The sequence below is a fragment of the Pseudomonas sp. JQ170C genome, from assembly GCF_035581345.1.
Lineage (GTDB): Bacteria > Pseudomonadota > Gammaproteobacteria > Pseudomonadales > Pseudomonadaceae > Aquipseudomonas.
The window spans coordinates 4,753,496-4,777,762 of the sequence record NZ_CP141608.1; the positions used below are offsets into that span (position 1 = coordinate 4,753,496).

A 24,267-nucleotide genomic window follows, 5' to 3' on the forward strand; every position below is an offset into this window, starting at 1 on the left:
ATTCGGCACCTCCATGAGCGAACTCATCCTGGCCCTGATCAGCGCCGCGCTGATCAACAACCTGGTCTTGCACCAGGCACTGGCCCTAGACCCGCTGCTACAAGCCCCGGTCGAAAGCGACCGCCGCAGGGTACATGCCCTGGGCCTGGCTACGCTGGTGCTGCTGGTTCTCACCACCAGCCTGGGTCAGTTGCTCTACCGTTATGCCCTGCAACCCTTGCAGCTGGACTACCTGCGTTTGTTTGTGTTCCTGCCCCTGTGTGTACTGCTGATCGAGCCGCTGCTCGGCTGGCTGTCACGCATGTTGCCTGCCCTGCCCTTGCGCGACCTGAGGCCGTTATTGCTGGGCAATGTGGCGCTGCTGGGCTTGACCCTGCAAGTCTCTCAAGACGGGTACGGGGTGCTGCAGACCTTGGCCTGGGGCTTGGGCGGCGGACTGGGATTCTGGCTGGCACTCGGTCTTTTCGACGACCTGCGCCAGCGTAGCGAGCATGACGGGATACCCCTGGCCTTTCGCGGCCTGCCCATCGAGCTGATCGGGGCAGGCGTAATGGCCTTGGCGTTTCTCGGCTTCAACGGATTATTTACATCATGAGTCTGATTCAACGCATCGACGCCCTGCTGCCGCAAACCCAGTGCGGGAAGTGCGGCCACCCTGGCTGCAAGCCTTATGCAGAGGGGCTGGCCAAGGGCGAAGCGATCAATAAGTGCCCACCCGGTGGTAGCGAAACCATCGCTGCGCTGGCCAGCCTGCTGCAGGTTCCGGTCGTTGCCCTGGACCCGGAGCGCGGCACCGCCCCGCCGCAAGTCGCCTACATCCGTGAAGCAGAGTGCATTGGCTGCACCAAATGCATCCAGGCCTGCCCAGTGGATGCCATCGTCGGCGCAGCCAAACTGATGCACACGGTGATCAGCGCCGAATGCACCGGCTGCGACCTGTGCGTGGCACCGTGTCCGGTGGACTGCATTGACCTGCTACCACTGACCGCCACCAGCAACATCGTGCCGATTGTCGGCGGGCTGGCCCAGGACGCCGACACCCTGGCCACGCGTACCCGCAAACGCAACCACGCCCGACGCCGCTTCGAGCTGCGCAACAGCCGCCTGGAGCGCGAAGAGGCACGCAAGCAGGCCGAGCGTGCGGCCCGCAGCCAGCGCACCGCGGTGCCAGGCACTGCCAGCCCCGGCGCGACTGCCGATGACCCGATCAAGGCCGCCATCGAACGGGTCAAGGCGCAGAAAGCTGCCGCTGCCGATGCCGCCCTGAAACAAGCCAAGATCGCCGCTGCCATGAGCCGTGCCCAGCTGAGCAAGGCACGGGCTGCCTTTGGTGCCACGCCAAACGACGCCCAGCAGGCCCAGCTGGCGGAACTGGAGCAAGCGGCCGAACACGCCCAGGCGCGCCTGCACGCCCTGCAACCGGTTACCGACCATGCCAGCCACTGATCCCAGCGAACGCCTGCGCAGCACGATGTCACTGGTGCTGCTGGCGTGCATGCCGGGTGTGCTGGCGCTGCTCTGGCAACACGGCTGGGGGATGCTGTTCAACCTTGCGCTGTGCGCAGGCTCGGCGCTGGCCAGCGAGGCCCTTTCACTCAAGCTGCAACAACGCCCGGTGCTGCCTTCGCTCAATGACGGCAGCGCCCTGGTCAGCGCCTGCCTGCTGGCCATTGCCTTGCCCGCCTACGCCCCCTGGTGGGTGCCGGTCGTCGCCACTGCAAGTGCCATTGCCCTGGGCAAGCAGCTTTACGGGGGTGTTGGCAGGAACCCGTTCAACCCGGCGATGCTCGGCTATGCCGTGGTGCTGCTCACCTTCCCGCAGACCATGACCCAATGGCCCGGCCCACAGTTGCCGGACCTGGCTTCCAGCCTGCACTCGGTGTTTGCCTGGAGCGGTACCGATCAACCCGACGCCTGGGCCCAGGCCACAGTCCTCGATACCCTGCGCAACAACCGCAGCCTGACCCTGGACGAGCTGTTCGCCAGTCATCCAGGCTTTGGACATTTCGGCGGCAAGGGTAGCGAGTGGGTCAACCTGGCGTTTCTGTTCGGCGGCTTGCTGTTGCTGCAACGCAAGGTGTTCACCTGGCATGCACCGGTTGGCCTGCTGGCGAGCCTTTTCGTCATGAGCCTGTTGTTCTGGAATGGTTCGGGCTCGGACTCCAATGGCTCACCGTTGCTGCATCTGCTCAGTGGCTCGACCATGCTGGCGGCTTTTTTCATCGCCACCGAGCCGGTCTCCGGGCCCAAGTCCGCACAGGCCCGATTGATGTTCGGGATCGGGGTTGGGGTATTGATCTACCTGATCCGGACCTGGGGCAGCTACCCCGACGGCACCGCCTTTGCCGTGCTGTTGATGAACCTCTGCGTGCCGGCGCTCGAGCGCTGGGCCGAACGTCGGCAGGCGGTGTCCCCTTGAACATGCCTGCAGCTCGCAAGTGGACACTGCTGGTGCTGATTGGCGCATTGAGCGTCGGCAGCGTCATGATCTGGCATCGCCTGGGCGCTGATGCCATCGACCAGGCGCAACAACAGCTCAAGGCGCAAACCTGGCTCAGTGTGCTGCCGCAAGCTACCTACGACAATCAGCCCTTGCAGGCGCCCCTGGCACTGGACACCGCTCCCCTCGCCCACAGCCGCTTGCTGGCAGGTTATCGCGCCACATTGGCGGGCCAGCCCAGCGCTGTGGTGCTGCACAGCCTGGCACAAGGGTATGGCGGCCCGCTTGAACTGCTGATTGCCATCGACACCCAGGGTCGCCTGATCGGCTCCAAAGTACTGCGCCAGCAAGAGACGCCGGGCCTTGGCGCCGCGCTGGCAGCGCCAGATAACCACTGGCTGCAAGGTTTCATCGGCAACAGCCGGCAGAAAACCCCCGACGCAGCCTGGGCGCTCAAGCGCGACAACGGTGAATTCGATCAGTTGGCGGGGGCTACCATCACCTCCCGCGCTGTCATTCATGCCGTACACGACGCATTGCGCTACTTCGATGAGCATCGGCAGGTGTTACTGGGAGCGCGCAGCAATGAATAGGCAATGGTTCGCCGCCGCAAGCCTGGCGCCGCTACTTGGCTCCACCCAGACGCTATACAACGCCTGCGCCATAGCCGGGTTGAGTGTGTTGGTGATCGCCCTGCATCACCTGGCAATGAGCCCACTGCGCCGCTGGCTTGACGCCCCCGGCACACTGCTTGCCAGCGTGCTGCTGGCGGCGGGGTTGACCACCTGCCTGGAGCTGGGACTTCGCACCTGGGCCCTGCCGCTGTATCTGGCGCTTGGTCCTTATCCGGCGCTGATCGCCGTACAATGCCTGGTGTTTGAACACGCCCGGGGCAACGCCGGAAATTTGCGGCAGTCAGCCACCATGTTGCTCAGCTTTGCTGCCCTGGCCATTGCGCTGGGTGCTGCCCGCGAGCTGCTGGCGCAGTGGGCAGAAATCCGCCTGGCCGCCCTGCTGCCTGGGGCGCTGATATTGATGGGCCTGCTGCTGGCCCTGTACAACCGGGTTTGCCATGGGCGAGCCCCCTCACGTCGTCAAGGAAACCTTTGACCCCATGAATGCCGCCAAACGCCTGGAAATCTTTCGCAGGCTGCACGAAGACAACCCTGACCCCAAGACAGAACTGGCCTACACCACACCGTTCGAGCTGCTGATCGCGGTGATCCTGTCAGCCCAGGCCACGGACGTGAGCGTCAACAAGGCCACGGCCAAGTTGTACCCGGTCGCCAATACCCCCGAAGCCATTTATGCGCTGGGCGTCGACGGACTGTCGGCGTACATCAAGACCATCGGGCTTTACAACAGCAAGGCCCGCAACGTTATCGAAACCTGCCGACTGTTGATTGAAAATCACGCAAGCCAGGTGCCGGAAACCCGCGAAGCGCTCGAAGCCTTGCCCGGCGTAGGTCGCAAGACTGCCAACGTGGTACTCAATACCGCCTTCCGGCAGATGGCGATGGCCGTGGACACGCATATTTTCCGGGTCAGCAACCGTACCGGCATTGCGCCCGGCAAGACGGTGCTTGAAGTCGAGAAGGCATTAATGAAGTTCGTGCCCAAGGCCTACCTGCTGGATGCGCACCATTGGTTGATCCTTCACGGGCGCTATGTTTGCCAGGCGCGCAAGCCGCGTTGCGGTAGCTGTCGGATCGAGGACCTGTGCGATTACAAGCACAAAACCTCCGACGATTGAGAAGATAGAGAAATACGCACCAGGTCGATTGAAAAAATCTTTTTTACCCGTTCAAGGATTCTCGCTATAAGGTGCGCCAAGGGCCATCTTGGCTTGGAGTGACTTATGAGCACCGATAAAGAAGACCTGGATGTAGATGAAGATTTCACGCCGGCAGAAGCCGATGACGTGGAACCCGTTGTTGAAGTGGCAAAGACCAACCTGAGCAAACGTCGCACCATCGACAATATGCTGGAAGAACGCCGGTTGAAAAAACAACTCGCCGAGTTCGACTTCGACCTCTGACACCTCTCCGTCCTCCCCTCAAACACAAAAGCCTCCGTAAAGGAGGCTTTGTCGTTCCCGGGGCATCAGACCAGGCCGTTGCGTTGAGCGAGCTCGATCAGATCCACCAGTGACCGCGCATTGAGTTTGAGCAGCAACCGGGTTTTGTAGGTGCTGACCGTCTTGTTGCTCAGGAACATGCCGTCGGCGATTTCCTTGTTGGTTTTGCCGCGGGCTAACTGCTGCAACACCATCATCTCGCGTCCGGACAGTCGCTCGACCATATCGGCTTCGGTCGCCCCGCCCAGGTTGGAGCGTACGGAATGCAGCGCCTGGTTCGGAAAGTAACTGTACCCGGACAGCACCGCCTTGATGGCACTGAGCAGCTCCGTCAGGTCCTGCTGCTTGCAGACATAGCCGGCGGCGCCAGCCTGCATGCAGCGCATTGAGAAATGTCCGGGCGCTTGCGACGTCAGCACGAGCACCTTGACCCCTGGACAGGTGGAATTGAGTCGGGCGATGACCTCAAGACCATCGAGCTTGGGGATGCCGATATCCAGAATGACGATATCCGGGCCATGCTCGCGCGCCAGTTGCAGCGCATCTACACCGTTGTCTGTCTCCGCGTTGACCTCATAGCCATGTCGCTCCATCAACATGCGTACAGCCAGGCGAATGACAGGGTGATCATCCACGATCAGCACTTTATTCATGGGCAAATCCAATTGTTTGCTGTTCGATATTTTGTCCTCGCACAATAGCCTAGTTACAGGACAAACTGTATTACGCCAATTACGGATAAATGCATACAAAGACACAACCTACAAATTCAGCAGATAATTCCTACAGATGTAACTACCGTACACGGCACCGAAGTGGAACTACCTGCACCAGAAGAGACAATTCCCCTAAGCCCCACAACAAGGTAGCAGCACTCTATATAAGAGGCTCAATCAACAATGCGCTTACCGGCGCAGGAAAAATCATCTTCACACGCTCGATAATTACCAAAACAAACAATTGCTAATTTGCAGTTACGCTTTAAAGCACAATCTTTTCCCCTGACAGAAACCCAACCCCCTACCCGGCCTGTGATGCCCATAGTACATACCCTTGAACTTGATTCAGTCGACGGGAGGAAAGGACATGAGCAGGAGCGAACCGCGAAGTCCGTTAACAATTATTGCGATTTTCGCGGGCATTATTGAGGCGTCTGCCCTGGCCTCATTGCCGTTCCTGGGGGAGGACAGTCAGGGAATCTACACTTGGTTTTTAGTCGGATTTCCGTTCTTCCTTACTGTGCTGTTCTTTCTTACCCTGAACTTCAATTACAAGTCCCTGTGCTCGCCGGACCTGCTCGAGACCGCCGCACCTACACAGTCACCGGCGGAGCCGGAGGATCCCGCCAGCCTCAATCCACAGCCAGCAGAGAACAACGCAAACAGTGTTGTCAGCCCTGCCATGCAGGCCACTGCACAAACCCCGGAACCGCGCGAACGTGATGAAATGCCGGCGACGACAGTCACCATCAGCTTAAAGGGTGCAGGCGCCCAGCAAAGACACGACGCCTTCATTGCCCAGGCACTGCGTCAGCCCAGTGCGTCTTACGACACCTGGATAATCTGCAATCTGGAAGCCGGTACGCAAACCACCCTGGTGACCCAAGTGATCAACCCATAAAAAAACCCCGGACCAGGCCGGGGTTCTTTTTGTTCAAGGCGTCGTTCAGACCAACGAGCGGCCTTTGTTTGCGGCAATACGCATGCGCAAGGCATTCAGCTTGATGAAGCCTGCAGCGTCAGCCTGGTTGTACGCGCCACCATCTTCTTCGAAGGTGGCGATATTGGCGTCGAACAACGAGTCATCGGACTTGCGACCGGTAACAATCACATTGCCCTTGTACAGTTTCAGACGGACCACGCCGTTCACGTTGACCTGCGAGGCGTCGATCATCTGCTGCAGCATCAGACGCTCCGGGCTCCACCAGTAACCGGTGTAGATCAGGCTGGCGTACTTGACCATCAGCTCATCCTTGAGGTGAGCCACTTCGCGGTCCAGAGTGATCGACTCGATCGCCCGGTGAGCGCGCAGCATGATGGTGCCGCCTGGGGTTTCGTAGCAACCACGGGACTTCATGCCGACATAACGGTTCTCGACGATGTCCAGTCGACCGATACCGTTCTCGCCGCCAATGCGGTTCAAGGTAGCCAGTACGGTGGCTGGAGTCATCTCGACGCCGTCCAGGGCGACGATGTCACCGTTGCGGTAGGTCAGTTCCAGGTAGGTTGGAACGTCCGGCGCGGTTTCTGGCGACTTGGTCCAGCGCCACATGTCTTCTTCGTGCTCGGTCCAGGTATCCTCCAGCACGCCGCCTTCATAGGAGATGTGCAGCAGGTTGGCGTCCATCGAGTACGGCGACTTCTTCTTGCCATGGCGCTCGATCGGGATGCCGTGCTTCTCGGCATAGTCCATGAGCTTCTCGCGGGACAGCAGGTCCCACTCACGCCACGGTGCAATGACCTTGACCCCTGGCTTGAGCGCATAGGCACCCAGCTCGAAACGCACCTGGTCGTTACCCTTGCCGGTGGCGCCATGGGAAATGGCGTCGGCGCCGGTTTCGTTGGCGATTTCGATCAGGCGCTTGGCGATCAGCGGACGGGCGATGGAAGTACCCAGCAGGTACTCGCCTTCATAGACGGTGTTGGCGCGGAACATCGGGAACACGAAGTCTCGGACGAACTCTTCGCGCAGGTCATCAATGTAGATTTCCTTCACGCCCATGGCCTGTGCCTTGGCGCGGGCCGGCTCGACCTCTTCGCCCTGACCCAGGTCAGCAGTGAAAGTCACCACTTCACAGTTGTAAGTATCCTGCAGCCACTTGAGAATCACCGAAGTATCAAGGCCGCCGGAATACGCCAGTACGACCTTTTTTACGTCCGCCATGCCATCACTCCACGGGGTTGTACGGAAAGCCGTCGATTCTACCGGCCTTGCAGCAAAATTTACAGTGGGGCGACAGCTTGTGACGACAAAGCGACAGGAACTGTCGAGAGCGCGACGGACGGTCGCAGCTCAGGACTTCACCGCGGGCTTGCTGGTTTCGGCCTGGGCTGCCGGCGCCTTCGTTGCCGCAGGCGTCTCGGAGGCGTTCTCCATCGGCTTTTCCACGGGCGCCACACGGTCCAGCTGGATGTTGACCCGGCGGTTACGCGCACGGTTGGCCGAGGAGCTGTTCTTGGCCAGGGGGTAGCGCTCGCCATGAAAGCGCACGGTTATCTGGTCTTCAGCAATACCGTGGGCCTTGAAGTACTCCATGACGGCCAGTGCCCGGCGCCTTGAAAGGTCGCGATTGGTCAGGCGATTGCCACTGTTGTCGGAGTGACCGTCGAGTTCGATATGGTTGACCGTGGGGTCGGCCTTCATAAAGTCCAGGATCACATCCAGACGGGCCTTGGCATTGGCGTCCAGGTCGATGCCACCGCCGGGGAAACCGACACGCGCCTGGCGTATCTGATCGAAATTCATGGGTAGCAGCTTGGCGGCGCATACCTGGTAGTCGCCGTAGGCCTTGCTGAACTTCACCGGCAACAGGCGCACTTCCATTGCCCGCCCGGCTTCGCCCGCATAATTGCGCACAACAGTGCTGCGTCCATCGAGCAAGCCGTTGATCAGGCGACTGGCCTGGCCCTGGGAGCTGGTGAAGAGCACCCCGCTGCGGGCCATGCGCACCGACCCCAGGTTGATATCCGCACGACCTGGCTGCCAGGGCGCTGCCGCGGCAAACAGGGTCGCGGAGCCGCTACCCAGTACGTTGGTGCTCGAACGCAATTGAAACGTGGCCTGTTCGCCGGCACGGCGCACGAACTCACCGCTGCCGAAATCGGCAATCGGCTGAACCAGGCGGCACTCGAACTGATCGCCTTCGACCTTCCACTCGATATTCTCCAGACGGGTCTGGAACGTGAGTGCCGTTGCGGGCAAGCAGGCAAACACACTGAGCAAGGCAAGATAACGCTGGCGCACGGGAGGCTCCACAGATTTTCACGGTATACCTGCAGGCTATCGGTCAGGTGCGGCAAAACTTGATAGAAAGTGCTCGAACCCGGCTTTTCCGGTAGCATTCAGCTTGAGTTCGACCCGCCTGGAATCCCCAATGTCCGACCGCCTGACCCTCCTGCGTCCCGATGACTGGCACATCCATCTTCGCGATGGCGCCGTGCTGCCCCATACCGTCGGCGACGTTGCGCGCACCTTTGCCCGCGCAATCATCATGCCCAACCTGGTACCTCCGGTACGCGATGCCGCCGAAGCCGGCGCTTATCGCGAGCGCATCCTCGCTGCCCGTCCGGCGGGTAGCCGCTTCGAGCCGCTGATGGTGCTGTACCTCACCGACCGTACCCAGCCCGAGGAAATCCGCGCGGCCAAGGCCACCGGTTTCGTGCATGCCGCCAAACTCTACCCGGCCGGTGCGACCACCAACTCCGACTCCGGTGTCACCAGCGTCGATAACATTTTCGCCGCTCTCGAGGCCATGGCCGAAGTCGGCATGCCGCTGCTGGTCCACGGTGAAGTAACCCGTGGCGAGGTCGACGTATTCGACCGCGAGAAACTGTTCATCGACGAACACATGCGCCGTATCGTCGAGCGTTTCCCGACCTTGAAAGTGGTCTTCGAGCACATCACCACAAGCGATGCCGTACAGTTCGTCAACGAGGCCCCGGCCAACGTTGGCGCGACCATCACCGCCCAGCACCTGCTGTACAACCGCAACCACATGCTGGTTGGCGGTATTCGCCCGCACTTCTATTGCCTGCCGATCCTCAAGCGCAACACCCACCAGGTGGCCTTGCTGGACGCCGCCACCAGCGGCAGCAGCAAGTTCTTCCTGGGCACTGATTCGGCGCCCCATGCACGTCACGCCAAGGAAGCAGCCTGCGGTTGCGCCGGCTGCTACACCGCCTATGCGGCCATCGAGCTGTACGCCGAAGCGTTCGAGCAACGCAATGCCCTGGACAAGCTCGAAGGCTTTGCCAGCAAGCACGGCCCGGACTTCTACGGCCTGGCGCGCAACACCGACACCATTACCCTGGTTCGCGAAAGCTGGACCGCCCCAAGCAGCTTGCCGTTCGGCGAGCAAACCGTTATCCCGCTGCGCGCCGGTGAGCAACTGCGCTGGCGCCTGCTGGAGGAAACTGCGTGAGTGAAGATCTGTACGATGACCAGGATGGTCCAAGCGGTGGCCCCCGCCACCCGATGGCGGAACGTTTTCGTGGTTACCTGCCGGTAGTCGTCGATGTGGAGACCGGTGGCTTCAACAGCGCCACCGATGCCCTGCTGGAAATCGCCGCGGTCACCATCGGCATGGACGAGAAAGGATTCCTGTTCCCGGAGCACACCTACTTCTTCCGCGTCGAACCGTTTGAAGGGGCGAACATCGAGCAGGCGGCACTGGAATTCACCGGTATCAAGCTTGATCACCCGTTGCGCATGGCCGTAAGCGAAGAGTCGGCCCTGACCGACATCTTCCGTGGCGTGCGCAAGGCGCTGAAGGCCAATGGCTGCAAGCGGGCGATCCTGGTCGGGCACAACAGCAGCTTCGACCTGGGCTTCCTCAATGCTGCCGTGGCGCGTCACGACATGAAACGCAACCCGTTTCATCCGTTCTCAAGCTTCGACACCGCGACCCTCGCCGGCCTCGCCTACGGCCAGACCGTACTGGCCCGTGCCTGCCAGAGCGCCGACATCGACTTCGACGGTCGTGAAGCCCACTCGGCGCGCTACGACACCGAGAAGACGGCCGAGCTGTTCTGCGGCATTGTCAATCGCTGGAAGGAAATGGGCGGCTGGCAAGACTTCAACGACTGAGCCTGCCCCTACCACCGCCCATAAAAAAACCGGCCATCAAGGCCGGTTTTTTTGTGGCTCGCTATTACAGCTTGCCAGCGTTCTCGCTCAGGTAAGCAGCAACGCCTTCAGGCGAAGCGGTCATGCCCTTGTCGCCTTTTTTCCAGTTGGCAGGGCAGACTTCGCCGTGCTCTTCGTGGAACTGCAGGGCGTCGACCAGACGCAGCAGCTCGTCCATGTTACGGCCCAGTGGCAGGTCGTTGATGATCTGCGAACGGACAACACCTTTGTCGTCGATCAGGAACGCGCCACGGAAAGCAACGCCGCCTTCGGACTCTACGTCGTAGGCCTTGGCGATTTCGTGCTTCATGTCGGCTGCCATGATGTACTGGACGTGACCGATGCCGCCGGCATTGATCGGGGTGTTGCGCCAGGCGTTGTGGGTGAAGTGCGAGTCGATCGACACGGCGATCACTTCAACGTTGCGGTCACGGAACTCGGACATGCGGTGATCCAGAGCGATCAGCTCGGACGGGCAGACGAAGGTGAAGTCCAGTGGGTAGAAGAACACCAGGCCGTACTTGCCCTTGATGGCCGAGGCCAGGTTGAAGCTGTCGACGATTTCGCCATTGCCCAGCACAGCTGGAACGGTGAAGTCCGGGGCTTGTTTGCCAACGAGTACGCTCATTCGATATCTCCTGATGGTTTGAAACACGGTGCCAGGCAAGCTCCAGCCGACCTGACCACGCAAAGACCGGCCATGATACACGGCCAGGCGCTACACGCCGAATTTCAGGCAGCCTGAAAACGGACCTGCCGTCGGTCGCCCTGGTACGCGTCTGCCTGAATGAGCTTTGACAAGCATTCTCATTAACATTAAGCTTCTTCGCATTGAGCCTTTACCAGCGATGGTCTGCCCTATGTATGTGTGTCTTTGTGTTGGTGTAACCGACGGACAGATCCGCGATGCGATCTTTGAAGGATGCTGCAGCTACAAGGAAGTCAGAGCCGCCACCAACGTGGCGAGCCAGTGTGGCAAATGTGCCTGCCTGGCCAAGCAGGTAGTGCGTGAAACCCTGACCGAATTGCAGGTCAGCCAGGCCGCACTGCCCTACCCTGTGGAATTTACCGCAGCGTAAAAACAGCCCATTTGAAGAACCGGACCCAGCGTCCGGTTTTTTTATGCCTGTAATTCAACAAGTTAGGGCTAAAACGCGGAACACAAACATTCTTATTCCGATTAATTTTCACTTATTATTCAATAACTTAGGTTTGACAGTCGAAGTTGCGAAGCTCAAACTCCTGCTTATAGGCACACTTACAGGGCAGGACCCCATCATGAAAGGCGACGTTAGCGTCATCCAGCATCTCAACAAGATCCTCGGAAACGAGCTGGTCGCAATCAACCAATACTTCCTGCATGCCCGCATGTATGAAGACTGGGGTCTGGAAAAGCTCGGCAAGCACGAATACAAAGAATCCATCGACGAAATGAAGCACGCTGACAAACTGATCAAGCGCATTCTGTTTCTCGAAGGAATTCCCAACGTCCAGGACCTGGGCAAGCTGCTGATTGGTGAACACACCAAGGAAATGCTCGAGTGCGACCTCAAGATCGAGCAAAAAGGCCTGGTGGACCTCAAGGCCGCCATCGCCCACTGTGAAACCGTTGGCGACTTCGGCAGCCGTGAAATGCTCGAAGACATCCTAGAGTCCGAGGAAGAGCACATCGACTGGCTGGAAACCCAGTTGAGCCTGATCGACAAGGTCGGTCTGGAAAACTACCTGCAATCGCAGATGGGCGAATAATCCATCCCATAAAAAAAGCCCCGCAATGCGGGGCTTTTTTTTACCAAACCTGTATTCAGGCCTTGGCCGCCTCAGCCTTGGCTGCAGCTTCCTTGATCAGGGTCTGCAGTTCGCCGTTGGCAAACATCTCAGCCATGATGTCGGAACCGCCGACCAGCTCACCGGCAACCCACAGCTGTGGGAAGGTCGGCCAGTTGGCATACTTTGGCAGGTTGGCGCGGATTTCCGGATTCTGCAGGATATCCACGTAAGCGAATTTCTCGCCGCAACCCATTACGGCTTGCGCCGCCTTGGCCGAAAAACCGCACTGCGGGGCATTCGGCGAGCCTTTCATGTAAAGCAGAATGGTGTTGTTAGCAATCTGCTCTTTGATTGTTTCGATGATATCCATGAAGCACCTCGCGGCTGAACTTTCCGACCTGGTTGTCGGCACGGTGACGCATTGTATCGGAAAGCCAAGCATGGCGCTCGGCCTTGCCGATATCAGGCCGCAACCACTTGTACCGGCACGCCATTGAGCGCCGCATTACCCGACACCGCATCGAGCTGACGTTCATCGGTCAGGTCGTTGGCGCTGGCCCCCGGCTGATGCTGCGCAATCTCCATACGCACCCCGTTACGGGCATGGCCAAAGCCATGGGGCAGGCTCACTACCCCAGGCATGATGTCTGCGCAGGCCTGCACCTCGACCTCGATGCTGCCCACCCGTGAACTGACCCGGACCCGCTGTCCGTCCTGCAATTGCCGGGCACTCAGGTCCTCGGGGTTCATGAGCAACTGATGGCGCGGCTTGCCTTTCACCAGGCGGTGATAGTTGTGCATCCAGGAGTTGTTGCTGCGCACATGTCGACGACCAATCAGCAACAGCTGCTCCGGCGCCGCCGGTTGCTGGTCGGCAAAGCGCTGCAGATCGATGAGAATCTCCGACGGCGCGGCCTGGATGCGCTGGTTGGCGGTTTTCAGGCGCGCCGTCAGATTCGGCTGCAGCGGCCCCAGGTCGACGCCGTGCGGGTGCTGGTCAAGCGTCTCCAGCGACAGGTTGAACGCCGAACCTTGACCATAGCGTCCACTGCGCAAACCAATGTCGATCATTTGCGCTGGCGGCAGGGTCGGCTTCAATGGCTTGTCGCTGAGCCTGGCGAACGCCTTGGCCAAACCCACGAAGATTTCCCAGTCATGCAGCGCCCCATCGGGCTTGGGCAGGATCGCCCGGTTGAAACGACTGACATTACGCACGGCCAAGAGATTGAACGTGGTGTCGTAGTGATCGTTCTCCAGCGCCGAGGTGGACGGCAGGATCAAGTCTGCGTAGCGGGTGGTTTCGTTGATGTAGAGGTCAATACTGAGCATGAAGTCGAGCCCATCCAGGGCGCGCTCCAACTGCCGGCCGTTGGGGGTGGACAGCACCGGATTGCCAGCGACGGTCACCAATGCGCGAACCTGTCCTTCACCTTCGCACAGCATCTCTTCGGCCAGTGCCGCCACCGGCAGTTCGCCGCCATATTCCGGCAAACCGGAAACCCGGCTCTGCCAGGCATTGAAGTGCCCACCGCCCGTGCTGGCCACCAGGTCGACCGCAGGTTGTGTGCACAAGGCGCCGCCGACCCGGTCCAGGTTACCGCTGACCAGATTGATCAGTTGCACCAGCCAGTGACAGAGCGTGCCGAACGCCTGGGTCGAGATGCCCATGCGGCCATAGCAGACCGCCTTGTCGGCGGCGGCAAAGTCACGGGCCAGTTGGCGAATGATCGCTGCATCGACACCACACAACGGTGCCATCGTTTCGGCCGTGAAGGGTGCAATCGCCTGACGCACTTCATCCAGCCCATCGACCGGCAACGCCGTCGAACGCTCCAGACCTTCACTGAACAGGGTATTGAGCAGCCCGCAGAGCAATGCCGCATCACCGCCAGGCCGAACGAACACATGCTGGTCGGCCATGGCCGCCGTTTCACTTCGACGTGGATCAACCACCACCACTTTGCCGCCACGGGCCTGGATGGCCTTCAGGCGCTTCTCGACGTCCGGCACGGTCATGATGCTGCCATTGGACGCCAGCGGGTTACCGCCCAGAATCAGCATGAAATCCGTGTGGTCGATGTCCGGAATCGGCAACAACAAACCATGGCCATACATCAGGTAGCTGGTCAGGTGATGCGGCAGCTGGTCAACCGAAGTCGCAGAAAACCGATTGCGCGTCTTGAGCAAGCCGAGAAAGTAGTTGCTGTGGGTCATCAGCCCGTAGTTGTGCACGCTGGGGTTGCCCTGGTACACCGCCACGGCGTTCTGCCCGTGGGCCTGCTGGATGGCCCAGAGCTTGTGCGCGGCCAGCTCGAACGCTTCGTCCCAGCCGATCGCCTGCCAACTGTCGCCCACGCGCTTGTGCGGCACATGCAGGCGATCAGGGTCGTTCTGGATGTCCTGCAGGGCCACCGCCTTGGGGCAGATATGGCCTCGGCTGAAACGGTCGAGAGGGTCACCCTTGATCGAGCTGATCCGCGGCCCGGTGTCCGGTTCGTGGGTGATTTCGATGGTCAGGCCACAAATGGCTTCGCACAGGTGGCAGGCACGGTGATGCACGGTCTTGTTCATGAGCACCTCTTTCGGGTGTCTGGTAATGCGCCTGACTATGAGCCTGGGGTGCGGTGACCACCAGCGAGTTTTGCCCCGTGAATCTTGCGCCATCAGGCACAGCGATTCGCTCGGGTGTTTGCAAAGCCGCCAGCGGGCAGTGTAAAACCCTAACGCAGTAATAAAAAAATCAGCCGGCCAATGGGTTACGGCACTGGCTGCGCTATAGCCGGTGAACGCCCCACTTGGTATGACGCGACATTTAATTATAGTATTGCGTCTTCCCCTAATTCGTCGCCCCGTGCGGCTTTCGCCGCAGGTCACCTCCGTTGTTTCTGAAAACCGGCACTGTTGATCTGCGGTCTGTTGCAAAAGGTAGTCAAACATGAGCGCTAGGCACTTTCTCTCCCTGATGGATTTCACTCCCGACGAACTGCTGAGTGTGATCCGTCGAGGCATCGAGCTGAAGGACCTGCGTAACCGCGGCGTACTGTTCGAGCCCCTGAAGAACCGCGTGCTGGGCATGATTTTCGAGAAATCCTCGACGCGCACCCGGCTGTCGTTCGAAGCCGGCATGATCCAGCTCGGTGGCCAGGCCATCTTCCTGTCCCCTCGCGACACCCAACTGGGCCGTGGCGAGCCGATCGGCGACTGCGCCATCGTCATGTCGCGCATGCTCGATGCGGTGATGATCCGCACCTTCGCCCACAGTACCCTGACCGAATTTGCCGCCAACTCCCGTGTACCGGTGATCAACGGCCTGTCCGATGACCTGCACCCCTGCCAGTTGCTGGCCGACATGCAGACCTTCCTTGAGCACCGCGGCTCGATCCAGGGCAAGACCGTGGCCTGGATCGGCGACGGCAACAACATGTGCAACAGCTATATAGAAGCCGCCATCCAGTTCGACTTCCAGCTGCGTATCGCCTGCCCGGCCGAATACGAGCCCAACCCGGAATTCGTCGCCAAGGCCGGTGACCGCGTGCAGATCTTCCGCGAACCCAAGGATGCCGTGCAGGGTGCCCACCTGGTGAGCACCGATGTCTGGACTTCCATGGGCCAGGAAGAGGAAACTGCACGGCGTCTGGCCTTGTTCGCGCCTTACCAGGTAACCCGCGAACTGCTCGACCTGGCAGCACCCGATGCCCTGTTCATGCACTGCCTGCCCGCCCACCGTGGCGAGGAGATCAGCCTGGACCTGCTCGACGACCCACGTTCGGTCGCCTGGGACCAGGCCGAAAACCGCTTGCATGCACAGAAGGCGCTTCTCGAATTTCTTGTTGAACCGGCCTATCACCACGCATGAGTCAGCCTTTACTGCTTAACCTGCGCAACCTCGCCTGCGGCTATGGCGAGGCGCGCATCGTCCAGAACCTCAACCTGCACCTCAACGCCGGCGACATCGGTTGCCTGCTGGGTTCCTCGGGCTGCGGCAAGACCACCACCCTGCGCGCTATCGCAGGCTTCGAGCCTGTACACGAAGGCGAGATCCAACTGGCGGGCGAAGTCATCTCCAAGGCCGGGTTCACCCTGGCACCGGAGAAGCGCCGGATCGGCATGGTGTTCCAGGACTACGCACTGTTCCCACACCTGACGGTGGCGGAAAATATTGCCTTCGGTATCGGCAAGCACCCGCAACAGCAGCAAGTGGTCGCAGAAATGCTTGAGCTGGTGAAGCTCGGCGGGCTTGGCAAGCGCTACCCCCATGAGCTCTCCGGTGGCCAGCAGCAACGTGTGGCCCTGGCCCGCGCCCTGGCACCCGAGCCGCAATTGCTGCTGCTCGACGAACCCTTCTCCAACCTCGACGTAGAGCTGCGCAGACGCCTGAGCCATGAGGTTCGCGACATTCTCAAGAGCCGTGGCACCAGCGCCATCCTGGTCACTCACGACCAGGAAGAAGCCTTTGCCGTCAGCGATCACGTCGGTGTCTTCAAAGAAGGCCGCCTGGAGCAGTGGGACACCCCCTACAACCTCTATCACGAGCCGCTGACCCCTTTCGTGGCCAGCTTCATCGGCCAGGGTTACTTCATTCGCGGTCAGCTGACCAGCCCGGAATCGGTACGTACCGAGTTGGGCGAACTGCGCGGCAACCGCGCCTACACCTTTACCCCTGGCAGTGCGGTGGACGTGCTGCTGCGTCCGGATGACATCCTTCATGCCCCGCACAGCCCCCTGAAGGCACTGATCGTGGGCAAGAGCTTCCTTGGCGCCTCCACCTTGTATCGCCTGCAACTGCCCACCGGCAGCCAGCTCGAAGCGATTTTCCCGAGCCACATCGACCATCAGGTCGGGGCCGAGGTCGGCATCGAAGTGGCGGCCGATCACCTGGTGCTGTTTGCGGTACCGGGTAGCGTTGCAGCACAGTTGCCGGTGCCGGAGAACGGCGTTCGCCGGTACAGCTCGGCGGTCTGACACGTAACAGCCATCGCGGGGCAAGCCCGCTCCTACCGTAGGAGCGGGCTTGCCCCGCGATGCTTCAGATGTCAGTCACGGGCGATCTCGGCAAATTTCGCCTGGGTGTGCTCAGCCAGCACCGCCGATGCCAGCTCCACTTCCAGCCCGCGCCTGCCAGCGCTGACGAAAATGGTTTGAAAAGATTCGGCAGAGCGATCAATGAAGGTACGCAGGCGCTTCTTCTGACCCAGCGGGCTGATGCCGCCCAACAGATAACCGGTGGAGCGCTGGGCTGCCGCCGGATCGGCCATCTCGCACTTCTTGACGCCTGCCGCGTGGGCAAGGCCTTTCAGATCGAGACTACCCACCACAGGCACAACGGCCACCAGCAACTCGCCCTTTTCACTGCTGGCCAACAGTGTCTTGAACACCCGCGCGGGCTCAAGACCGAGCTTCTCAGCCGCCTCCAAACCGTAAGAGGCCGCTTTGGGGTCGTGTTCATAACTGTGGATATGATGTTCAGCGCGAACCTTTTTCAGCAGATCCAGGGCGGGGGTCATGCAGAGCTCCAAACAAAAAGTGAATGCCATTTCGCTGGCTACTTTAGGACAAAAATCCTTCCCCCAGCCACTGTGTCACGCCTGCACGAACGCTACGCACCCGGTGAAATTCCAACACCCTGCCCAAGACCAATAGTCAGTTTATGAATACTGGTTCACTTTCGACCTTTGACATAAGCGTTTCTTGTCTATATTTTTTCGATTCTGAATATAGCCATGCCCTGATTAGGTGCATTTTCTGCAGCCAGCCCGACCGAAATGGGGATTTCTGTCGGGTTTTTGTCGAGCGCCCACTGCGACTCACAACAAAAAGAACCGAGGGAACGAATGACGACTGCTCAACGACAACCTACGCTGTCCAGCCAATGCATGGCCGAGTTTCTAGGCACCGCACTGCTGATTTTCTTCGGCACCGGCTGCGTCGCAGCCCTCAAAGTGGCCGGCGCCAGCTTTGGCCTCTGGGAGATCAGCATCATCTGGGGCGTCGGCGTGAGCATGGCGATCTACCTGACTGCCGGGGTGTCCGGCGCCCACCTGAACCCGGCAGTAAGCATTGCGCTGTGCCTTTTTGCCGGTTTCGAGAAGCACAAGCTGCCCTTCTATATCGTTGCCCAGATCGCCGGGGCCTTCTGCGCTGCCGCACTGGTCTATACGCTCTACAGCAACCTGTTCTTCGATTACGAACAAGCCCATGAAATGATTCGTGGCAGCCAGGCCAGCCTGGAGCTTGCCTCGGTATTCTCGACGTACCCGCACCCGGCGCTTTCCACCGGCCAGGCCTTTCTGGTCGAAGTGATCATCACCGCCGTGCTGATGGCGGTGATAATGGCCCTGACCGACGACAACAACGGCTTGCCGCGCGGCGCCATGGCCCCGCTGCTGATCGGCCTGCTGATCGCGGTGATCGGCAGTGCCATGGGCCCGCTGACCGGCTTTGCCATGAACCCGGCCCGGGACTTCGGTCCCAAGCTGATGACATTCCTCGCCGGATGGGGCGAAGTCGCCTTTACTGGCGGTCGTGACATTCCCTATTTCCTGATTCCGATTTTTGCGCCGATCATAGGAGCGTGCCTTGGCGCCGCCCTGTATCGCGGCGTGATCGCTCGCAACCTGCCGGTTGCCCCGAGCGAGACCGCCCAGACCGACGCCAACCCTCAGGGCAAGACCCAGGCATCCTGATGCCGCCCCGGCGAGCCAGGCTCGCCCTGCCCTGATATCTACCTTATTTGAGTGCAAGGCCAACGTTATGACAGACAGCCAGAACAAGAACTACATCATTGCCCTGGACCAGGGCACGACCAGTTCGCGGGCCATCATTTTCGATCGCGATGCCAACGTTGTAGGCACCTCGCAGCGGGAATTCGCACAGCACTACCCGCAAGCTGGCTGGGTCGAACACGACCCGATGGAAATTTTCGCCACCCAGAGCGCGACCATGGTCGAAGCCCTGGCCCAGGCTGGCCTGAGCCATGACCAGGTTGCCGCCATCGGTATCACCAACCAGCGTGAAACCACCGTGGTCTGGGACAAGGAAACCGGCCGCCCGGTGTACAACGCCATCGTCTGGCAGTGCCGACGCAGCACCGAGATCTGCGAGCAGCTCAAGCGTGACGGCCTGCAGGACTACATCCGCGAAACCACCGGCCTGGTCACCGACCCGTACTTCTCCGGCACCAAGCTCAAGTGGGTGCTGGACAACGTCGAAGGCGCCCGTGAGCGCGCCGAGCGCGGCGAACTGCTGTTCGGTACCGTCGATAGCTGGCTGATCTGGAAGTTCTCCGGCGGCAAGGTACACGTCACCGACTACACCAACGCCTCGCGCACGATGCTCTTCAACATCCATACCCTGGAGTGGGATGAGAAGATGCTCCAGGTGCTGGATATCCCTCGGCAGATGCTGCCCCAGGTGCGTAGCTCGTCCGAGGTCTATGGCCACACCAAGAGCGGCATTGCCATCGCAGGTATTGCTGGCGACCAGCAGGCTGCATTGTTCGGCCAGATGTGCGTGGAGCCGGGCCAGGCCAAGAACACCTATGGCACCGGTTGCTTCCTGCTGATGAACACTGGCGACAAGGCAGTGAAATCGTCCCACGGCCTGCTGACCACCATTGCCTGCGGCCCCCGCGGTGAAGTGGCCTACGCCCTGGAAGGTGCGGTGTTCAACGGTGGCTCCACGGTGCAGTGGCTGCGCGACGAACTGAAGATCGTCAATGACGCCCACGACACCGAGTACTTCGCCAGCAAGGTCAAGGACAGCAACGGCGTGTACCTGGTGCCAGCCTTCACCGGCCTGGGCGCGCCCTACTGGGACCCCTACGCCCGTGGCGCACTGTTCGGCCTGACCCGCGGCGTGAAAGTCGACCACATCATCCGCGCGGCCCTGGAGTCGATCGCCTTCCAGACCCGCGATGTACTCGACGCCATGCAACAGGACTGCGGTCAGCGCCTGAGCGAGCTGCGCGTGGATGGCGGCGCGGTCGCCAACAACTTCCTCATGCAGTTCCAGGCCGACATTCTCGGTACCTGTGTCGAGCGTCCACAAATGCGTGAAACCACCGCCCTGGGCGCCGCCTACCTGGCCGGTCTTGCCTGTGGTTTCTGGAGCGGCCTGGACGAGCTGCGCGGCAAAGCGATCATCGAGCGCGAGTTCACTCCGCAGCTCGAAGAGGCCCAGAAAGAGAAGCTGTATGCCGGTTGGCTGAAGGCAGTGGATCGCACCCGGGACTGGGAGCCGCACGAGGAGTAACCAGAGCCTCTTTGTGCGGCAAGCCCGCTCCTGGCGCAGGGGCGGGCTTGCCCCACGATACTGGTGGTAAGTGAAATCCTGCGGCATCATGGCGAAATTTGCCCCGGCAGCCCAGAAGGACCGCCCATGAACCTGCCCCCTCGCCAACAACAGATCCTCGAACTGGTCCGCGAACGCGGTTACGTCAGTATCGAAGAAATGGCGCAGCTATTCGTCGTCACCCCGCAAACCATCCGCCGTGATATCAACCAACTGGCCGAAGTGAACCTGCTACGCCGCTACCACGGTGGCGCAGCCTATGACTCCAGCATCGAAAACACTGCCTATGCCATGCGCGCCGATCAGATGCGCGATGAAAAGCAGCGTATTGCCGAAGCCATCGCCGCCCAGATCCCGGATCACGCCTCGCTGTTCATCAACATCGGCACCACCACCGAATCCATCGCTCGCGCCCTGCTCAATCACAACCACCTGAAAATCATCACCAACAACCTGCATGTGGCCTCGATCCTCAGCGCCAAGGACGATTTCGAGGTGCTGCTGGCAGGTGGCAACGTGCGTCGTGACGGGGGCGTGGTGGGCCAGGCCAGTGTCGATTTCATCAATCAGTTCAAAGTCGACTTTGCCCTGGTTGGCATCAGCGGTATCGACGAGGATGGCAGCCTGCTCGACTTTGACTACCAGGAAGTCCGGGTTTCCCAGGCGATCATCGCAAATGCCCGCCAGGTCATCCTCGCCGCCGACTCCAGCAAGTTCGGCCGCAACGCCATGGTGCGCCTGGGCTCGATCAGCCTGATCGACTGCCTGGTAACCGACCAGGCGCCCGTACCTGCCCTCACCCAATTGCTCAACCAATACAAGATCCGCCTGGACGTGGTCTGAGCCCTCCACCACTGCTGCCGCAATGGCGGCAGTGGAAATGTTCGTTATTTTTCATTTAATTGTCATCCGATCAGTATTTTCTATGGGAAGCGACTGGCAGCAGGCATTCCGTTGCGCTAATATTTTCGTAAATGAACATCAATGTTCAAATTCGATGTTAGAAAAGTTTAAAGGAAGCCGCCCGTGCCCCATCCCAGCCCGTCATCGCCTGCCCTTGCCGATCTCTACGACCTCGCCGTAATTGGTGGTGGCATCAATGGCGTGGGCATCGCCGCCGATGCAGCGGGACGCGGCCTGTCGGTGTTCCTTTGCGAAAAGGACGACCTTGCCAGCCACACCTCGTCCGCCAGCAGCAAGCTGATCCACGGCGGCCTGCGCTACCTGGAGCACTATGAGTTCCGCCTGGTGCGCGAAGCCCTGGCCGAGCGTGAAGTGCTGTTGGCCAAGGCACCGCATATCGTCAAGCCGATGCGCTTCGTGCTGCCTCATCGCCCGCACCTGCGTCCAGCCTGGATGATCCGCGCCGGCCTGTTCCTCTATGACAACCTGGGCAAACGCAAGCAACTGGGCGCCTCGCGCAGCCTGCGCTTCGGCCCGGGCAACCCGCTCAAGCCCAGCATCACCCGCGGTTTCGAGTATGCCGACTGCGCCGTCGATGACGCCCGCCTCGTGGTGCTCAACGCCATGGCGGCCCGCGAGAAAGGCGCGCACATCCGTACCCGCACGCGTTGCGTGAGTGCGCACCGGGTCGATGGCGTGTGGCATGTGCAGCTAGAAAATGCCGACGGCAGCCTGCAGTCGATCAAAGCCCGGGCGCTGGTCAACGCGGCCGGCCCGTGGGTGGCCAAGTTCATCCAGGACGACCTCAAACTCGATGCCCCCTATGGCATTCGCCTGATCCAGGGCAGCCACCTGATCGTGCCCAAGCTCTACGAGGGCGAGCACGCCTATATCCTGCAGAACGAAGACCAGCGGATTGTCTTCGCCATTCCCTACCTGGATCGCTTCACCCTGATCGGCACCACCGACCGTGAGTACACCGGCGACCCGGCCAAAGTGGCGATCACCGACGCCGAAACCGACTACCTGCTCAACGTGGTCAACGCGCACTTCACTCACACGCTCAGCCGCGCCGATATCCTGCATACCTTTGCCGGTGTGCGTCCGCTGTGCAATGACGAGTCCGACAACCCCTCGGCAGTGACCCGCGACTACACCCTGGCGCTCTCTGCCAGCACCGGTGAAGCACCACTGCTGTCGGTTTTCGGCGGCAAGCTGACCACCTACCGCAAGCTGGCCGAATCGGCCATGAGCGAACTGGCGCCATTCTTCACCCAGATGCGTGGCAGTTGGACCGCCACCGCGCCGCTGCCGGGTGGCGAAGCGATGACCACCACCCAAGCGCTGGCCGATGCGATCCTGGCGCGCTGCGGCTGGCTGCCGGCCGAGATTGCCAAGCGTTGGGCGCTGACCTACGGCAGCCGTGTATGGCGCGTGCTCGAAGGCGTGCAAGGCCCTGAAGACCTCGGCGATGCCATCGGCGGCGGCCTGTTCACCCGCGAGGTGGACTACCTGCGCAGCGAAGAATGGGCCATGAGCGCTGACGACATTCTCTGGCGCCGTACCAAGCTTGGCCTGTTCACCACGGCAACTGAACAACAGGCCCTGCGCGACTACCTGCAACGCCTGGAACTGCATCGCGCCGCCTGACGCCTTTAGGAGCGGGCTTGCCTCGCGATTCGCGACTCTCTGGTAGAGCGCATCGCGAGGCGCCCGCCCCACAAGCATTCGGTTTTCCGAATGCCACTCCCCGCCGCATTCGGACATCCGGACGAATCGCCCATCGCTAAACCTTCAGAAAAGATTAATACCTTTATTTTTCAGGACTTTATGATCAAAGTCAGGGCTTGGCATGAGTCATGCTCTACACTCAGTACCCGAATGCGCAAAACGCTTCATTGCAGTGTTCGCTGAACGAAGAGCCCGCCAACGGCTTCATAAAAAAAACAACGTCGAGGAAATTTTGATGCGTATCGTTCCCCACCTGTTGGGCGCAGCCGTCGCGGCTGCTTTGATCAGCATGCCAGTCACCGCCGCCGAGCTGACGGGCACCCTGAAGAAAATCAACGACTCCGGCACCATTACCCTGGGGCACCGCGACGCCTCCATTCCGTTCTCCTACATCGCCGACGCTTCGGGTAAACCCGTCGGTTACTCCCATGACATCCAGCTGGCAATCGTCGAGGCCCTGAAAAAGGACCTGAACAAGCCAGACCTGAAGGTCAAGTACAACCTCGTCACTTCCCAGACCCGCATCCCGCTGGTACAGAACGGCACCGTTGACGTCGAGTGTGGCTCGACCACCAACAACATCGAGCGCCAGCAGCAAGTGGCCTTCTCGGTCGGTATCTTCGAAGTGGGTACCCGCCTGCTGACCAAAGCCGAAGACGGCAAGCCGGAAAACGCCAAGTACAAGGACTTCCCGGACCTGGCCGGCAAGAACGTGGTCACCACCGCAGGCACCACGTCCGAGCGCATCCTCAAGTCGATGAACGCCGACAAGCAAATGAAGATGAACGTCATCTCGGCCAAGGACCACGGCGAATCCTTCCAGATGCTCGAATCCGGCCGCGCCGTGGCCTTCATGATGGACGACGCACTGCTCGCCGGCGAAATGGCCAAGGCCAAGAACCCGAAAGGCTGGGCAATCGTCGGCACCCCGCAGTCCTATGAAATCTACGGCTGCATGGTTCGCAAGGACGACGCACCGTTCAAGGAAGCGGTCGACAAGGCCATCGTGGCCCTCTACAAGTCGGGCGAGATCAACAAGATCTACGACAAGTGGTTCAACCAGCCAGTCCCGCCAAAAGGCCTGAACCTGCAATTCCCAATGAGCGACGAGCTCAAGGCGCTGATCGCCAATCCTACCGACAAAGCTGCAGACGAAAAGAAGTCCTGATCCCCAGCTAGTTAGTGTCTAACCTTTCATCCGAGGGCGTGTTAC

The 24,267-nt window shown here is 60.4% G+C and carries 25 protein-coding genes and 1 pseudogene; 19 read left to right on the plus strand and 7 right to left on the minus strand.

The window, feature by feature from the left end; genetic code table 11:
- Positions 1-13: 13 nt before the first annotated feature.
- The 7 genes and pseudogenes from U9R80_RS21620 (at position 14) to U9R80_RS21650 (ending at position 4,478) form a co-directional block, all read left to right on the plus strand.
- Positions 14-595 carry an Rnf-Nqr domain containing protein gene (locus U9R80_RS21620; protein WP_301841287.1) on the plus strand — a complete coding sequence of 194 codons (582 nt, stop codon included), beginning with the start codon at positions 14-16 and terminating at the stop codon, positions 593-595.
- A pseudogene (gene rsxB / locus U9R80_RS21625) lies at positions 592-1,422 on the plus strand (electron transport complex subunit RsxB); the annotation flags it as partial. The gene U9R80_RS21620 and the pseudogene rsxB, both read left to right, overlap by 4 nt.
- A gap of 10 nt (positions 1,423-1,432) precedes the next feature.
- A complete protein-coding gene (locus U9R80_RS21630; RefSeq protein ID WP_301841286.1) occupies positions 1,433-2,419 on the plus strand; it encodes an RnfABCDGE type electron transport complex subunit D in 987 nt (328 codons plus the stop codon).
- A 2-nt stretch (positions 2,420-2,421) separates the two neighbouring features.
- Complete coding sequence (locus U9R80_RS21635; RefSeq protein WP_301841284.1) at positions 2,422-3,033, plus strand: RnfABCDGE type electron transport complex subunit G; 612 nt, start codon at positions 2,422-2,424, stop codon at positions 3,031-3,033.
- Positions 3,026-3,550: an Rnf-Nqr domain containing protein gene (locus U9R80_RS21640; protein WP_301841282.1), complete on the plus strand. Its 525-nt coding sequence runs from the start codon at positions 3,026-3,028 to the stop codon at positions 3,548-3,550. The genes U9R80_RS21635 and U9R80_RS21640 overlap by 8 nt, the downstream gene beginning before the upstream one ends.
- 4 nt (positions 3,551-3,554) lie before the next feature.
- Positions 3,555-4,193: an endonuclease III gene (nth, locus tag U9R80_RS21645; RefSeq protein WP_301841279.1), complete on the plus strand. Its 639-nt coding sequence runs from the start codon at positions 3,555-3,557 to the stop codon at positions 4,191-4,193.
- Between the two features lie 105 nt (positions 4,194-4,298).
- Entirely contained in the window at positions 4,299-4,478 is a 180-nt protein-coding gene (locus tag U9R80_RS21650) for a PA3496 family putative envelope integrity protein (RefSeq protein WP_301841278.1), read from the plus strand.
- Positions 4,479-4,543: 65 nt separating this feature from the next.
- On the opposite strand, the gene U9R80_RS21655 is transcribed toward U9R80_RS21650, so the two are convergent.
- Positions 4,544-5,170, minus strand: a complete 627-nt coding sequence (locus U9R80_RS21655) for a response regulator transcription factor (RefSeq protein ID WP_301841277.1) — start codon at positions 5,168-5,170, stop codon at positions 4,544-4,546.
- A gap of 433 nt (positions 5,171-5,603) precedes the next feature.
- Here U9R80_RS21655 and U9R80_RS21660 point away from each other — a divergent pair, with 433 nt between their 5' ends.
- Complete coding sequence (locus U9R80_RS21660; protein WP_301841275.1) at positions 5,604-6,137, plus strand: hypothetical protein; 534 nt, start codon at positions 5,604-5,606, stop codon at positions 6,135-6,137.
- Between the two features lie 45 nt (positions 6,138-6,182).
- On the opposite strand, the gene U9R80_RS21665 is transcribed toward U9R80_RS21660, so the two are convergent.
- On the minus strand, positions 6,183-7,400 hold the full coding sequence (locus U9R80_RS21665; protein ID WP_301841274.1) for an argininosuccinate synthase: 1,218 nt from the start codon (positions 7,398-7,400) through the stop codon (positions 6,183-6,185).
- Positions 7,401-7,529: 129 nt separating this feature from the next.
- A complete protein-coding gene (locus U9R80_RS21670; RefSeq protein WP_301841273.1) occupies positions 7,530-8,480 on the minus strand; it encodes a flagellar protein MotY in 951 nt (316 codons plus the stop codon).
- 130 nt (positions 8,481-8,610) lie between these two features.
- On the opposite strand from U9R80_RS21670, the gene pyrC reads away from it, so the two are divergent.
- Both pyrC and rnt read left to right on the plus strand, forming a co-directional pair.
- Positions 8,611-9,657, plus strand: coding sequence for a dihydroorotase (gene pyrC, locus U9R80_RS21675; RefSeq protein WP_301841272.1), 1,047 nt, complete (start codon positions 8,611-8,613; stop codon positions 9,655-9,657).
- Positions 9,654-10,322 (plus strand): ribonuclease T, encoded by a 669-nt coding sequence (gene rnt, locus U9R80_RS21680; RefSeq protein WP_274295447.1) that lies wholly within the window; start codon positions 9,654-9,656, stop codon positions 10,320-10,322. The genes pyrC and rnt overlap by 4 nt, the downstream gene beginning before the upstream one ends.
- A 64-nt stretch (positions 10,323-10,386) precedes the next feature.
- Here rnt and U9R80_RS21685 read toward each other — a convergent pair whose 3' ends face one another.
- Positions 10,387-10,989, minus strand: coding sequence for a peroxiredoxin (locus tag U9R80_RS21685; RefSeq protein ID WP_274115224.1), 603 nt, complete (start codon positions 10,987-10,989; stop codon positions 10,387-10,389).
- Positions 10,990-11,221: 232 nt separating this feature from the next.
- Between U9R80_RS21685 and U9R80_RS21690 the strand changes: the two genes are divergently transcribed.
- Positions 11,222-11,440, plus strand: coding sequence for a bacterioferritin-associated ferredoxin (locus U9R80_RS21690; RefSeq protein WP_095064234.1), 219 nt, complete (start codon positions 11,222-11,224; stop codon positions 11,438-11,440).
- A gap of 199 nt (positions 11,441-11,639) precedes the next feature.
- Positions 11,640-12,110: a bacterioferritin gene (bfr, locus tag U9R80_RS21695; RefSeq protein ID WP_028943478.1), complete on the plus strand. Its 471-nt coding sequence runs from the start codon at positions 11,640-11,642 to the stop codon at positions 12,108-12,110.
- Positions 12,111-12,165: 55 nt separating this feature from the next.
- On the opposite strand, the gene grxD is transcribed toward bfr, so the two are convergent.
- Together grxD and U9R80_RS21705 are read right to left on the minus strand one after the other, a co-directional pair.
- A complete protein-coding gene (grxD, locus tag U9R80_RS21700) occupies positions 12,166-12,501 on the minus strand; it encodes a Grx4 family monothiol glutaredoxin (protein ID WP_028943477.1) in 336 nt (111 codons plus the stop codon).
- Positions 12,502-12,593: 92 nt separating this feature from the next.
- Positions 12,594-14,702, minus strand: coding sequence for a molybdopterin oxidoreductase family protein (locus tag U9R80_RS21705; protein WP_301841267.1), 2,109 nt, complete (start codon positions 14,700-14,702; stop codon positions 12,594-12,596).
- Positions 14,703-15,066: 364 nt separating this feature from the next.
- Between U9R80_RS21705 and argF the strand changes: the two genes are divergently transcribed.
- Together argF and U9R80_RS21715 are read left to right on the plus strand one after the other, a co-directional pair.
- Positions 15,067-15,987: an ornithine carbamoyltransferase gene (gene argF / locus U9R80_RS21710; protein ID WP_301841266.1), complete on the plus strand. Its 921-nt coding sequence runs from the start codon at positions 15,067-15,069 to the stop codon at positions 15,985-15,987.
- Entirely contained in the window at positions 15,984-17,093 is a 1,110-nt protein-coding gene (locus U9R80_RS21715; protein WP_301841265.1) for an ABC transporter ATP-binding protein, read from the plus strand. The genes argF and U9R80_RS21715 overlap by 4 nt, the downstream gene beginning before the upstream one ends.
- Before the next feature lie 71 nt (positions 17,094-17,164).
- Here U9R80_RS21715 and ybaK read toward each other — a convergent pair whose 3' ends face one another.
- Positions 17,165-17,635: a Cys-tRNA(Pro) deacylase gene (gene ybaK, locus U9R80_RS21720; protein ID WP_301841264.1), complete on the minus strand. Its 471-nt coding sequence runs from the start codon at positions 17,633-17,635 to the stop codon at positions 17,165-17,167.
- A gap of 327 nt (positions 17,636-17,962) precedes the next feature.
- Here ybaK and U9R80_RS21725 point away from each other — a divergent pair, with 327 nt between their 5' ends.
- The 5 genes from U9R80_RS21725 (at position 17,963) to U9R80_RS21745 (ending at position 24,222) form a co-directional block, all read left to right on the plus strand.
- Complete coding sequence (locus tag U9R80_RS21725; protein WP_301841263.1) at positions 17,963-18,814, plus strand: MIP/aquaporin family protein; 852 nt, start codon at positions 17,963-17,965, stop codon at positions 18,812-18,814.
- 67 nt (positions 18,815-18,881) lie between these two features.
- A complete protein-coding gene (glpK, locus tag U9R80_RS21730; protein WP_301841262.1) occupies positions 18,882-20,381 on the plus strand; it encodes a glycerol kinase GlpK in 1,500 nt (499 codons plus the stop codon).
- A 126-nt stretch (positions 20,382-20,507) separates the two neighbouring features.
- The gene (locus tag U9R80_RS21735; protein WP_028943470.1) at positions 20,508-21,263 is read left to right on the plus strand and encodes a DeoR/GlpR family transcriptional regulator; all 756 of its coding nucleotides are present in this window, start codon (positions 20,508-20,510) and stop codon (positions 21,261-21,263) included.
- Positions 21,264-21,446: 183 nt separating this feature from the next.
- On the plus strand, positions 21,447-22,973 hold the full coding sequence (glpD, locus tag U9R80_RS21740; protein WP_301841261.1) for a glycerol-3-phosphate dehydrogenase: 1,527 nt from the start codon (positions 21,447-21,449) through the stop codon (positions 22,971-22,973).
- Positions 22,974-23,289: 316 nt separating this feature from the next.
- Entirely contained in the window at positions 23,290-24,222 is a 933-nt protein-coding gene (locus U9R80_RS21745) for a glutamate/aspartate ABC transporter substrate-binding protein (protein ID WP_301841260.1), read from the plus strand.
- Positions 24,223-24,267: the final 45 nt, after the last annotated feature.

Bases quoted from the DNA above. Each gene is read 5' to 3' on its own strand.
- U9R80_RS21685 (WP_274115224.1), bottom strand. From the start codon at position 10,989: ATGAGCGTACTCGTTGGCAAACAAGCCCCGGACTTCACCGTTCCAGCT.
- argF (WP_301841266.1), top strand. From the start codon at position 15,067: ATGAGCGCTAGGCACTTTCTCTCCCTGATGGATTTCACTCCCGACGAA.
- U9R80_RS21705 (WP_301841267.1), bottom strand. From the start codon at position 14,702: ATGAACAAGACCGTGCATCACCGTGCCTGCCACCTGTGCGAAGCCATT.
- U9R80_RS21650 (WP_301841278.1), top strand. From the start codon at position 4,299: ATGAGCACCGATAAAGAAGACCTGGATGTAGATGAAGATTTCACGCCG.
- U9R80_RS21725 (WP_301841263.1), top strand. From the start codon at position 17,963: ATGACGACTGCTCAACGACAACCTACGCTGTCCAGCCAATGCATGGCC.
- U9R80_RS21735 (WP_028943470.1), top strand. From the start codon at position 20,508: ATGAACCTGCCCCCTCGCCAACAACAGATCCTCGAACTGGTCCGCGAA.
- U9R80_RS21620 (WP_301841287.1), top strand. From the start codon at position 14: ATGAGCGAACTCATCCTGGCCCTGATCAGCGCCGCGCTGATCAACAAC.
- glpK (WP_301841262.1), top strand. From the start codon at position 18,882: ATGACAGACAGCCAGAACAAGAACTACATCATTGCCCTGGACCAGGGC.
- grxD (WP_028943477.1), bottom strand. From the start codon at position 12,501: ATGGATATCATCGAAACAATCAAAGAGCAGATTGCTAACAACACCATT.
- U9R80_RS21665 (WP_301841274.1), bottom strand. From the start codon at position 7,400: ATGGCGGACGTAAAAAAGGTCGTACTGGCGTATTCCGGCGGCCTTGAT.
- U9R80_RS21690 (WP_095064234.1), top strand. From the start codon at position 11,222: ATGTATGTGTGTCTTTGTGTTGGTGTAACCGACGGACAGATCCGCGAT.
- bfr (WP_028943478.1), top strand. From the start codon at position 11,640: ATGAAAGGCGACGTTAGCGTCATCCAGCATCTCAACAAGATCCTCGGA.
- U9R80_RS21745 (WP_301841260.1), top strand. From the start codon at position 23,290: ATGCGTATCGTTCCCCACCTGTTGGGCGCAGCCGTCGCGGCTGCTTTG.
- U9R80_RS21640 (WP_301841282.1), top strand. From the start codon at position 3,026: ATGAATAGGCAATGGTTCGCCGCCGCAAGCCTGGCGCCGCTACTTGGC.
- ybaK (WP_301841264.1), bottom strand. From the start codon at position 17,635: ATGACCCCCGCCCTGGATCTGCTGAAAAAGGTTCGCGCTGAACATCAT.
- U9R80_RS21635 (WP_301841284.1), top strand. From the start codon at position 2,422: ATGCCTGCAGCTCGCAAGTGGACACTGCTGGTGCTGATTGGCGCATTG.
- pyrC (WP_301841272.1), top strand. From the start codon at position 8,611: ATGTCCGACCGCCTGACCCTCCTGCGTCCCGATGACTGGCACATCCAT.
- U9R80_RS21630 (WP_301841286.1), top strand. From the start codon at position 1,433: ATGCCAGCCACTGATCCCAGCGAACGCCTGCGCAGCACGATGTCACTG.
- U9R80_RS21655 (WP_301841277.1), bottom strand. From the start codon at position 5,170: ATGAATAAAGTGCTGATCGTGGATGATCACCCTGTCATTCGCCTGGCT.
- nth (WP_301841279.1), top strand. From the start codon at position 3,555: ATGAATGCCGCCAAACGCCTGGAAATCTTTCGCAGGCTGCACGAAGAC.
- U9R80_RS21660 (WP_301841275.1), top strand. From the start codon at position 5,604: ATGAGCAGGAGCGAACCGCGAAGTCCGTTAACAATTATTGCGATTTTC.
- U9R80_RS21715 (WP_301841265.1), top strand. From the start codon at position 15,984: ATGAGTCAGCCTTTACTGCTTAACCTGCGCAACCTCGCCTGCGGCTAT.